This window comes from Nocardia mexicana NBRC 108244 (assembly GCF_001613165.1).
Taxonomy (GTDB): Bacteria; Actinomycetota; Actinomycetes; order Mycobacteriales; family Mycobacteriaceae; genus Nocardia; species Nocardia mexicana.
Window position 1 is genome coordinate 22,319 of record NZ_BDBV01000126.1, and the last position, 11,465, is coordinate 33,783.

Below are 11,465 nucleotides of genomic sequence, written 5' to 3' on the forward strand. Positions count from 1 at the left end.
AACATGAAACGGGGTTGGACATGAGCGTTTGGCGGGGCCGACATCGGTCGAAGGTAGTGCTCGGATCGGTTGCCGTACTGTCCGCGCTAGCGCTGGCGGCGACCGGATGCAGCGATTCGGGGGCGAGTTCCGGGCCCGCGATCGAGTCGAATCCGGTGACCGAACTGATCAAACCCAAGCTCGTCGCGCCGGTCAAGGACGGCGACGTCGGCGTATCCCCGGCGGTGCCGCTGCAGGTGCGTGTCGAGGACGGCAAGTTCACCGCGGTCACGCTGTTCAACCCGGAGGGCGCCCCGGTGGCCGGTCAGCTCGCGCCCGACGGCCGGTCCTGGCAGGTGGGTGAGCAGCTCGGCTTCGGGCGGACGTATCGGCTGCAGGCCGAGGCGGTCGGACTGGGTGGCAAGGCCTCCAGCACGCTGAGCTTCACCACGCTGTCGCCGCGCAACCGCACCCATCCGTGGCTGCTGCCCGGCGAGGCCGAGGTGGTCGGCATCGGGCAGCCCGTGGCCGTGCAGTTCGACGAGAACATCCCCGATCGCCGGGCGGCCCAGGAGGCCATCAAGATCACGACGAATCCGCCGGTCGAGGGCGCGTTCTACTGGGTCAACAACCGCGAGGTGCGGTGGCGGCCGGAGCACTTCTGGGCGCCGAACACCCGGGTCACCGTCGATGTGAACACCTACGGCAAGGATCTGGGCCACGGCCTGATCGGCGACAGCGACATCCACTCGAGCTTCACGGTGGGCGAGCCGACCGTCTTCACGGCCGACGACAACACCAAGACGGTGACGGTGGAGATGAACGGCCAGGTCGTCCGCAGCATGCCGACCTCGATGGGCAAGGCGTCCGACCCCACCGACAACGGCATCTACATCATCAGCGACCGGTTCGACCACATCATCATGGATTCCTCCACCTACGGTGTCTCGGCGACGGGGCCGAACGGGTACCGCACACCGGTCGACTTCGCGACGCGAATGTCCTACAGCGGCATCTTCATGCACTCGGCACCGTGGTCGCTGGGCGCGCAGGGGAACTCCAACACCAGTCACGGCTGCCTGAACCTGAGTCCCTCGGATGCCCGCTGGGTCTACGAGAACGCCAAGCGCGGCGATATCGCCATCGTGAAGAACACGATCGGCGACACGCTGTCGGGCATCGACGGACTCGGCGACTGGAACATCCCGTGGGCCGAGTGGAAGGCGGGCAACGCCGACACCAGCCGCTGACCCGGCTGTGATCCGGACTATGTCCGCACGTTCCGCGGAACCGGCGCTCCGACCAGCACGTTGAGGGTGACAGTGGGGAAGCGGAGAGCGAGGAGTGCGGACATGTTCGGTTCGTGGATGGATTCGGACGAGGCGTACGACCGCGGCCGCGCGCTGCGCGAACGCGTCGACCACAAGGAGCACCGGGAGTTCGAGCTGCCTGCGGGCCGCCCGTCGATCATCGATTTCGTGGTGGCCAGCAATGCCGACCGCGTGCCGGAGCTGATCCCGCTGCGGGTCCGCCGGATGCTGGAGTCCCCGTTCGCGTTCTACCGCGGCAGCGCCGCGCTGATGGCGGGGGATCTCACCGCGACGCCGGACAGCGGCCTGACCGCGCAGCTGTGCGGTGACGCGCATGCGGCGAACTTCGGCCTCTACGGCACGCCCGACGGCCGAATCGTCATGGATATCAACGACTTCGACGAGACCGCACCGGGCCCCTGGGAGTGGGATCTGAAGCGGCTCGCCGCCAGCCTGGTGCTGGCCGGACGCGTGGGCGGGGTGTCGGAGAGCGGCTGTCGCGAGGCCGCGCACGATGCCGCCAAGAGCTACCGGCGCACCATCGACCACCTGGCGCAGCTGCCGTTCCTGGAATCGTGGACCGCGCTCGGGGACGAGTCGGTGATCGACCGGGTCGACGCCGACGAGCTGACCGACGATTTCGCCAAGGCCGCCGATAAGGCGAAGAAGAACACCAGCGCCAAGGTCGCGGCGAAGTCGACCCGCGCCGAGGGCTCGGAGTGGCGGTTCGTCGCCGACCCGCCGGTGCTCACCGAGGTGTCCGAGAAGACGGCCGCGGAGGTCACCGGCGCGCTGACCGACTACGTGGACACCCTGCGCGAGTCCCGTGCCCACCTGATCAAGCGGTACACGGTGTGCGATGTCGCGTTCCGGGTGGTCGGAACGGGCAGTGTCGGGCTGCGCAACTATCTGATCCTGTTGCACGGCAACGAGGACGAGGCGCTGGTGCTGCAGGCCAAGCAGGCGCGGCCGAGCGTGCTGCAGGATGTGCTGGGTCTCCCGGCGGTGCCGCACGAGGGTCGGCGGATCGTCGACGGCGCGCGCCTGGTGCAGGCCGAGACCGATATTCTGCTCGGCTGGGCCACCATCGAGTCGCGGCCCTACATCGTCCGCCAGTTCCGAAACCGCAAGGGCTCCATCGAGGTCACCGAGTTGAAGAAGGACCACCTCGACGACTACGGCCGACTGGCGGGAGCGCTGCTCGCCCGCGCGCACAGCCGCTCGATCGACCCCCGCGTCCTCGCGGGCTACTGCGAGGACGGCGACAAGATGGACTCCGCCTACGCCCGATACGCCATCGACTACGCCGACCAGACCGAGGCCGACCACGAGGAGCTGGTTCGCGCGGTGCAGAGCGGTGCGCTCCAGGCGGCCGACGAGGACGACTGAGAATCCGCGCGGCGCAGTGCGTTCGGCCGGTGAACACCGGTTGCACACCTGGTTGACGCCCGGCCGGTGCGGGACTGCGCTTGTAAGGTTCTACCCATCGGAACATATCGGGGTGCGGAGCGGATGAAAGGGACAGCCACGATGTCGGATGCATCGACCGAGGTGCTGCTGGACGACTTCGAGAACAAGGGCCGGTGGGAACTCGGCGGTGACGGGGCGAGCAAGACCCACCTCACCACGTTCGCGGAGGGGGCGCCGGGAAAGAGGCCGGGCGTATACGCCGACGGCGCCGCCGGGGCCGATCACCGTGCCCTCGTCCTGCTCATCCGCTCGGCTACCGAGGACCTCGAGGTCGACCTGGTCGCGAAGCCGGGTCGGGGCTTCGCGGTTCCCGGGAAGCTGGGTGCGTTGAATCTGTGGGTGCGTTCGCCCCATGCGTCGATCGAGATCTCCGCCGATCTGGGGGAAGAGGCGCGGGATCTGTTGCTGGGCACCGTATCCGCGGATGGCGAGTGGCAGCGCGTCCAGGGCCGCCCCGGCGATCCGATCGCCGAAGCCGCCCTGCTCGGCCTGCAGATCCGGCTCACCGAGGTCATCAAGCGAGAGGGTGAGGTCATGATCCTCCTCGACGACCTCACCGCCCACATCGAGCCCTGAGCGCCGCGATCTGCCGGGGCCGATGTTCGTCGAGAACTATTGTGCGGCAAGGGAGATGATGTTGCCGTGCTGAGGATCTTCGATAGAGACTTCGCGCGCGATCCGTGGCCGATGTTGCGATCGCTGCGCAATGCGGGCGGCGTGCATCGAGTCGAGACGCCGGACGGCCCACCGGCGTGGCTGGTGACCCGATTCGAGGACGTGCGCGCCGGGCTGCTCGACGACCGGCTGACGCCTGTTGCCCGGTATTCGGCGGGAAGCGATTATCGGGGATTCGCGGTCCCCGCACCGTTGGACGCGTTCCAGAACAGCGATCCGGACGACCATGCCCGCATACGCAGGGTCGTCGTCGGGGAATTGCGGCCACGGCGGCTGGGGGAGTGGACCGATGCTGCGGCCGCGCTGGTCCGGCCGAACCTGCGGCGACTCGACGATATCCGCGAATTCGACTTCGTCGGTCAGGTCGCGGTGCCGCTGCCCGCGGCCGTGCTCGGGGAGCTGCTCGGTTTGTCCGCGCCGGTCCGGGAATCGCTACTGGCATGGGCGAATTCGACGCTGGCCGCCGATGCGGCGCCACCGGCTCGGGACACGCTCGCCACCATGGGAACGATCATCACGGCAGCGATCGAGCACGCCCGGCGGTCCGGCGAGGACACCATGCTGGGCCGCCTGGCGCGTGCCGACGGCCTGAGTTCCGGGGAGCTGGCCAGCTTGGTGTTCTACCTGCTGTTCGTGTGGTACGAGGTGCTGGTCGACGTTGTTGCCGGCGCGGTCCTGGTGTTCTCCGCCGGGCCCGACCGGCTCGACGCGTGGCTGTCGGGTATCGACAGGCCCACCGCGGTCGACGAACTGCTGCGGTACCTGTCGCCGCAGGTGTTGGCCGGACCGCGCTTCGCGATGACCGATATTGCCATCGGGGAATATTCGATCGCGGCCGGTGACACCGTGTTGCTGTGCTTGGCCGCTGCCAACCGCGATCCCGAAATCTTCGACATGCCGGACGAACTCGACCTCCGGCGCAGCCCCAATCCACAGCTGTCGCTCGGCTATGGGATCCACGCCTGTGCCGGAACGGGATTGGTTCGCCCCGTTCTGGCCGCGGTTCTCGATGGGATCTATGCGCACTGGCCGAAGCTGCGGGTAACCGTTGATGCGCAAACGGTTTCGTGGCGGTCCGGTTTCCGGCACCGCGGGCCGCTTACGCTGCCGGTGACTTCCCGGTGACCCGGCTGGGCGGTCGCATCGCAGCGCTTCCGGTAACTATCCCGGCTCAATCCGGTTGCGCGGTCAGCTGTTTCGCTGCGCTTCGGCTGTGGTGATCGATCCGCCGACGGCCTGATGGGCCTACGTTGTGGTCAGCGCATCGGTACGTTCACGTCGCTGCCGCCCTCCAGCGTCAATCGGGTGCGGACCTTCGCCAAGGCGGGGGCGGGGACGAAACCGCCTGCGAAGAGGGCCTCGCCCTGGCGGAACCACGGGGAGCGTTCCAGTAGCGCGGTGGGTGCGTAGCCGAAGTAGGTGCCCAGTTCGTCGAGGTCGACGGGGGAGGTCATCTTCATCAGGGCGAGGTTGTCGCACTGGGAGATGATGCCCGGGTGCACCTTCGACGGCCGCTGGGTGGACAGCAGCAGCCACAGCCCGAACTTGCGTCCCTCCGCGGCGATTTGGATCAGGCGCTCGCGCACGGCGACCGCGATGGGTGAATCCAGGCGCGGGGAGGCGAGATTGTGGGCCTCGTCGATGACCAGCAGCACCGGACGTCGCTCCTCACGCCGCGCCCACAGCTCGTCGAGCAGCGAGAGCGCCACCACCCGATGCTGCTCCGGGGTGGAGAACCCGCCGAGGTCGAGCACGGTGACATCGGGCCGGTCGGCGACGATATCGGTGACCGCCTCGTCGTCCCGCGCCCACACCTCCCAGTCCGCCAGCCCGAGGTTCTCCACCCGCATGGCCAGGCGCCGGCCCGCGGCGGCATCGGAATCGCGCAGGCGCGGCAGGACCTCGTCGATATCGGTGTTCTCCAGCACCGCGCCGAGATGGATGAGTTCGTTGAACTCCTCGCGGTCGGCGATCGGATCGATCTGCAGCACAGCGGCTTTCGAGGCCAGTGGCATGGCAAGGAACCGTGCCCGCAGTCGCTCGCCGGGGCCGGAGTTGGGTCGGAGTACCCGAATGTCGCGCTCGCGCAATGCTTCCGCCGTGCGCCCGGTGGCATCCGGGCGGAGCTCGGCGAGGCGGACGAAATCGGAGTTCGGGTCGAAGATCACCACCGGCAGCGCGGTGTGGGCGATGAGCTGTTCGAGCACGACGCCGAGGGCATAGGTCTTGCCGGACCCGCTCTGTCCGCACCAGAAGGTGTGCCGGTTGAACCGTTTCGGCAGCAGTCGCGCGGGCCCGCCGGGAGCGGTGAGGTTCATCCCGACCTCGAGTACGGCACCGGTGGTCTCGTGCAGGGTCTCGACGGTATCGGTGTCGGCGGGCGTCACCTCGCCGCGTTCGAACGCGTGGCTGGCGCGAGTGTCGATGCCGTCGTCGGTCAGCTCCCCGATCAGCCGCCCGCGCAGCCGCACCGGCGTGGTCTCCGACCGCTCCTCGACCAGCGCGAGCTGCCGCCGCCGGGCGGTGGCGATCACAACCAGCGATCCGGCGACGAACGCGCTACCGGCGGCATCGCCGATGACGAAGGACCGTCCGTCGTCGGAGCGGGCGGACAGGGGCGCGGCGTCGACTACCATCCCCCGAGTTTGCCATCCCCCGGCACACTCCTGGCAAATCAAGTGACGCCGTGGTGAGCACGGTTACAGCGCGGTCATCGCGAGGTTCCGCGGGCTCCCCTCGCCGGGCTGTTCAGCACTGCTGCTACTGCCGGTTGCCCGCTCATCTCGCCGGGTATCGTCGAAGCCCTGGAGTGAGAAGCTGACATGATTTGTGTATCTTCTTATCACATATGTATGTCGTGCCGACCGGGATGGTCGGATCCGGCGGCACGCTGGGGGAAGGAGATGCGGTGCGGGACGACTCGTTGCTACGGCGATATCTGGGTGACCGGAGATTCCTGCTGGCGCTGCCGCGTGCGGTGGGGCTGCAGATTCTGCATCCGGTGATCGCGGCCGCGCTCGCGGAGCATCTGCACACGCGGTTGTGGCCGCACAAGCGGCGCGCGGTGCACCAGATCATCCGGATCGCCTACGACGACCGGGACCTCAGTCGGATCATCCGATACGGGCACGAACACGTCAAAGGCCGGGACAACCGGGGCGCGCGCTACCACGCGCTGCACCCCGAGGTGTTTCACTTCCAGCACGCCACCTACGTCGACGCCCTGTTCACGTCGATAGCAGCATTCGCGGGCCCGCTGTCGGACGGCGATCGAGAGCGGCTGTACGACGAATGCTGTGGCTGGTACCGGCGTTACGGGGTGTCGGCCCGGCACATGCCTGACACATGGGACGAGTTCACCGATTATTTCGCGGATGCGTGCGCGCGGTTGAAACTTACCGAAGCGGGCAAAACCCTTGCACCACAGGTGATCCGGCCGGACTACTGGGTTCCCCGGCTGTTGCCGTCGTCCTCCGTACGCGTCCTGATGCACGAGCGCGCCCGGGAACTACTAGACGTGCGGGTGAGTACCCGAGACCGAATCGCCTTCGCCGCCTATGCGGCAACGGTCCGCGCCGGTGCGGGACTCTCGTCGAATAGAGTCCGTTATGTACCGGCAGCCCGAATGCCTTCGGGCGCATAGCGACTCGCTGCAGTCTCCCGATCGGGAAGGATTGCGCCGACGGACTGCGGCGTGGGTCGCGATGATCGTTGCCGCGCTGGTGCTGGCGGCGGTGCGCTTCGCCCGCACCGGCGACTCCGGCTCGATGCCCTCGGAGACCCGCTATTTCACAGGGCGCGAATGAACCTGGTCGTGTGCGGGTGTTCGCGGCCGCGAACTCAGTGTCCCGCGGCGGTGAGGCGGTAGTCGGCCTCGAGCAGCAGCCATCCGCTCAGCTGTACCGAGAGGTCGCGGCTCAGGTTCCCCGAGGGGGAGGTGGGTGAATGTGCCAGGGGTGGAACGGTTCCCGGGTATTCCGGCGCCGTGACCGGGCGGGTCCAGTCGACGCCGAACAGGGGGAGTCCGTCCACCTCGGCGCGGTTCTCCCAGGCGGACTGCGCGGAGGCGTGCACGATGTCGGCGGCGGTGGTGTCGCCCAAGGACAGTGCGGCGTCGGCGAGATATCTGGCGAGGATGCCCATGAACAGGCCGGAATCGTCCCCGGACGAGGCGGCGATCACCCCGGCGTTCGTGAGGTGGTTCCCGGTTGCGGCAACCAGCGCTGTCGCGCGGTCGAAGTGGACAGAATCGCCTGTGCGCATTGCCAATTCGGTACTCAAGCCGATCGTGACGCCCTGGCTGTAGGTGTGGACGGCCCGCTCGATCCGTCCGCCGGGCTCGTGGACACCGTCGAGGATCAGGCCGGTCTCGGAATCCTGTAATCGGGTGTGCAGGAAGTCGGAAAGCCTCAGGGCGCGGGGCAATTCGCCCAGGCGTGCCAGGGCGATCCCGGTCGGACCGATGGCGGGCGTGTTGTAGAAATCGTCACCGGAGCGCCAGGGCACCGCACCGGCAACCGGATTCCAGCCGTCGATCAGGGCGGCGCGCAGGTCCTCGACCGCGTCGCCGAACCGGATGCCGAGTAGCCGGTCGGCGCGCTCGAGCGCCAGCACCAGCCACGCCATATCGTCGTAATAGCGGTTGGTCCAGCCGGTGAGGTTGCGGGTGCGGATGCCGTGGGCGACGGCGACGACTCGGTCGATGCGTTCGGGGGTGCGGGCGCGGTACGCGGCGTCCACGGCACAGTCGAGCAGGTGGGCCTGCCACCAGTAGCACCACTGCGCGAACGACTGGTCCAGCAGGGACGACGGCCAGACGAGGGTCCCCAGCTGCTTGCCCGGCTGTCCCCAGAGCATGCGCACGTGTCGCTGTACGATCGCTTGTTCGGCCAGGTCGGCGCGTTTTCGCGGTTCGTCCGGGCCGGTCGGCACCTGCGGCCTGATCGTCCCCGCCCGCGTCGGCTGCGCCATAGCGGTGAGCGCGATCGCGGCCCCGGCCGCCACCAGTGCGCTGCGTCGACTGATCTCCCTGCCCCGGCGCTCCATCCGCTCGGACTCCCTCGACTGACCGACCACCGGAAACCGTGCGGCTGCATACTATCCCGCAATGTCCGTCACGGCGCGGCGTCGACCGTCCGCCCAGGTTGCGGGCATCGATCTGGTCTGCGCCATGATGGCCAGCGTGCCGCCCGCTATGTTCGGCCGGGCCGGGATCACCACCGTACGGCTCCGAAGTCGATCGCCTGGGGGCGAAGCGTTTTGACACGTTCGGCCAGTCCTCGCATCCGGCGCGCCATCTCGTCGGGCGGGAGCTGTCGGCGATCCCCGTGTCCGGGCAGCAGCCATTCGAATGTGATCCGGTCGGCCGATCGGGCCAGCGACTCGGCCAGTACTTCGACCGAATACCAGGTGACGCTTTCGGCAATTTCTATGTCTCCGGTGGTGCGCGACCAATACAGACTGTCTCCGCTGAAGCAGTATCGATCATCGACTATATAAAGCACGCTTCCCTCGGTGTGGCCCGGGAACGGATGCGCCATTACGCCGTCGGCTATTTCGACGGATTCGGCTCCCCGCAGTATCTGGTCGGCATCCGGGGCCGAGTCGAGATCGCCCTCGTGAATCCACAGTCGAGCCCCGAATCGGTCCGCGTAGCGCCGGCCGTGCGCGGCGTGATCACGATGGGTCAGCAGGACCTCCGTCACCCCGCCGAGCGCCTCGTACCGCGCGGCCAGCGACTCGCTCCAGCGCGGCGTATCGACCATGACATTGCCGCCGCGACGTCGCAGCAGGTAGGAGTTGGCGCCGGCGGTGTGCGACGAGTTGTGGCCACACAGATAGACGCCCTCGCTCAGGCGCATGGGGAACGGGTCGAGCGCCTTGTCCAGTGGCCCGTCGCTGCGCCGAATCGACCGGGTTTGGCACGCGAATGCGGCTGCGGAAAGTGCTCGTTCCTCGGGTTCGTCGCGCGGTTGCCGCAAAATTTCGGACCGACCATCGACCTCGCCGATCAAGCCGGGCGCCAATTGCCGGGCCACATCGCAGTTCACGCAGCGATCGTCTACGAACCAGGACATTTGCAGAACTCCCTCCTCGGTGCGTCGCAGCAGCGGCCGCACCTTTTCAGGAATACCAACCACGGCGCGAAAATTTCAAGGCTTGACTTATTTTTGAAAACCTCTCTGTGGATTGCATCGACAATTTGGAATCAAATGCTGCAACGGCAGGTGAGCCGCGGCGATCGCAGCCGACCCAGCTGACTTCTCACATTCGGCTGATGGCTGCTCCGGGAGCTGGTAGACCCGTACCCGATCATTGTTCGTGCAGCGCTGCCGGTCGCGGGACTGGGGGCGTCGGGTTGCCGACCGGAAGGGGTGGGTTGTGAGCCGCTCGACAGGGCAAGTGCCGGAAGGATATTCGCGGCTGTATGCGGCGCTGGCGGTGCTGACCATCGCTGTCACGTTTCAGCCGCTGTTCGCTCGGACGGTTGCGGTGGGAAGCGTCGAGGTGGCCGATCCGCGCCGCTCGATGTGGGAGGAACTGGGGACGTCCGCACACGAGAGCACCGTGGCGGGTGTGTTGCTGGTGCTGGTGCTGGTTGCCCTGCTGACGGCGGGCGCGTTCGGGGCGCGCTCGATCGGCATTCCGATCGGTATCGCGGTCGCGTCGGCGCTGTTGAGCGTGCTGGTGTCGCTGCGCCCCGGATACGCCTCCCCGCCACCCGATTTGACCAGCTGGGGCCAGGTCGCGATCGTCATGGGGATCGTGACCGCGGTGCTGTCGGTCGCCCACGCCGTGCACTGTGGGCTCCGCAGGGGTTCCTCGTCCACACCGCCGGATGCGTCACCCTGACGGCGGCGTGTCGTTGCGGTAGCAAGCGACCAGGCGCAGGCGTGGCCCGGTGTCGGGTGTACGGCGATGGGACGCATTCGATTACGCACCCTCATGCGAGCCGGGACCGGTCCGGTGCCGATGCCGTTAGATCTCATTCATGATTCGCCGGAGTGAGTTCGGTCCGAGTGGCAGATTCCAGGAGGGCGCGGCCGTGTCTGATGCACGCGGCCAGGGCTCGGGGATCAAGGTGAGTCGGCGAATCGGGGTGACCGTGCTCGCTCTGCTGGTGAGTGTGGCCGTCACGGCTGCGGCGGGTTGCACAGGGGACACATCCGCTGTGAGTGAGACGAGCCCGCCACAGCCCGTGCCGTCGGCCGGGGCGATACCGTCGGGATGCGACCCCTTGACCGTGAACGCAAGCTTGGATTACACAGGCGAAGGGCCGCATCCAGCGGTATTTCGCGACATGTTCAGGAGTATTCAGGTCACCGCACCCGAGACTTCTACCGGTTATCTCACCATAATGCCGACGGAGTGGACGGAGTACTGGGAGGACAGGTCCCCACCGGCTCCCTCAGCGGCCCTTCTGATCTGCCGTACGCGACTCGAAAGGACAAGCCCGACACCGATCGGTGAATGCACCTACGACAAGTCTGTGGACACGGGTCCCGGTTTCCGGACGCAAGCCCCGCGCGACCTACTGCGACCAGTCAAGATCCCGATCTACCCCGCCCTCCACCACTTCTCGGTCTATGCGCTGAAGACCCGTACCGAGCTGTCCTCCTTCTCGATCGTCGGCGACGACACCCTGGACAATTCATGCCTGGGCACGGTCGACCCGAAGACCTCCGGAATAGCCCAGGCCGTCCGCAACCAGGTATTCCTGGATCACGTAACCCCTTTCATCACAGCGACAGTGCCGTGAACGTCAACGCGCTCTGCCGGAATCCGGCCGGATGTGCCGAGCCTCGACGAGGGCCTGGTAGGCGGCGCGTTTGCGTGGGCAGTCCTCCCGGCGGCAATCTCGGTGCTGCTGCATCGCACGGTGGGCCTGCGGCACCGTGAACGGCCGTCCCGGCGCGGTGTGTGTGTACGCCGCGAAATCCATGGTCTTCGTGGGCGTTTCGGTGCGGTCGTCGGTGTCCTCATCGAGCCCGGAACGCAGCAGCGCACCGACGATGCCCCCGAAACCGATCA

The 11,465-nt window shown here is 67.4% G+C and carries 11 protein-coding genes; 7 read left to right on the plus strand and 4 right to left on the minus strand.

Translation table 11 applies throughout. The features are described from left to right. The first annotated feature begins 20 nt into the window (after positions 1–20). From NM1_RS37710 to NM1_RS37725, 4 genes are all read left to right on the plus strand, one after another. Entirely contained in the window at positions 21–1,229 is a 1,209-nt protein-coding gene (locus NM1_RS37710; protein ID WP_068031849.1) for a L,D-transpeptidase, read from the plus strand. A 102-nt stretch (positions 1,230–1,331) separates the two neighbouring features. Further along, a complete protein-coding gene (locus NM1_RS37715) occupies positions 1,332–2,678 on the plus strand; it encodes a DUF2252 domain-containing protein (protein WP_174556953.1) in 1,347 nt (448 codons plus the stop codon). A 141-nt stretch (positions 2,679–2,819) separates the two neighbouring features. Continuing rightward, positions 2,820–3,335 (plus strand): hypothetical protein, encoded by a 516-nt coding sequence (locus NM1_RS37720; RefSeq protein WP_068031855.1) that lies wholly within the window; start codon positions 2,820–2,822, stop codon positions 3,333–3,335. A gap of 66 nt (positions 3,336–3,401) precedes the next feature. Continuing rightward, positions 3,402–4,559, plus strand: a complete 1,158-nt coding sequence (locus NM1_RS37725) for a cytochrome P450 (RefSeq protein WP_147289180.1) — start codon at positions 3,402–3,404, stop codon at positions 4,557–4,559. 131 nt (positions 4,560–4,690) lie between these two features. On the opposite strand, the gene NM1_RS37730 is transcribed toward NM1_RS37725, so the two are convergent. Further along, entirely contained in the window at positions 4,691–6,070 is a 1,380-nt protein-coding gene (locus tag NM1_RS37730) for an ATP-binding protein (protein ID WP_084520429.1), read from the minus strand. A 212-nt stretch (positions 6,071–6,282) separates the two neighbouring features. On the opposite strand from NM1_RS37730, the gene NM1_RS37735 reads away from it, so the two are divergent. Then, positions 6,283–7,077, plus strand: coding sequence for an oxygenase MpaB family protein (locus NM1_RS37735; RefSeq protein ID WP_246011786.1), 795 nt, complete (start codon positions 6,283–6,285; stop codon positions 7,075–7,077). 197 nt (positions 7,078–7,274) lie between these two features. Here the strand turns inward: NM1_RS37735 and NM1_RS37740 are convergent, their stop codons facing one another. Further along, the gene (locus NM1_RS37740) at positions 7,275–8,480 is read right to left on the minus strand and encodes a glycoside hydrolase family 76 protein (protein WP_084520430.1); all 1,206 of its coding nucleotides are present in this window, start codon (positions 8,478–8,480) and stop codon (positions 7,275–7,277) included. Positions 8,481–8,647: 167 nt separating this feature from the next. Beyond that, complete coding sequence (locus NM1_RS37745; protein ID WP_068031887.1) at positions 8,648–9,511, minus strand: MBL fold metallo-hydrolase; 864 nt, start codon at positions 9,509–9,511, stop codon at positions 8,648–8,650. Positions 9,512–9,815: 304 nt separating this feature from the next. Between NM1_RS37745 and NM1_RS37750 the strand changes: the two genes are divergently transcribed. Next, on the plus strand, positions 9,816–10,286 hold the full coding sequence (locus NM1_RS37750; RefSeq protein WP_147289179.1) for a hypothetical protein: 471 nt from the start codon (positions 9,816–9,818) through the stop codon (positions 10,284–10,286). Positions 10,287–10,923: 637 nt separating this feature from the next. Then, positions 10,924–11,193, plus strand: coding sequence for a hypothetical protein (locus tag NM1_RS37755; RefSeq protein ID WP_068031865.1), 270 nt, complete (start codon positions 10,924–10,926; stop codon positions 11,191–11,193). Between the two features lie 3 nt (positions 11,194–11,196). On the opposite strand, the gene NM1_RS43220 is transcribed toward NM1_RS37755, so the two are convergent. Continuing rightward, a partial coding sequence (locus tag NM1_RS43220) for a hypothetical protein (RefSeq protein ID WP_255286273.1) occupies positions 11,197–11,465 on the minus strand: 269 nt, incomplete at its 5' end.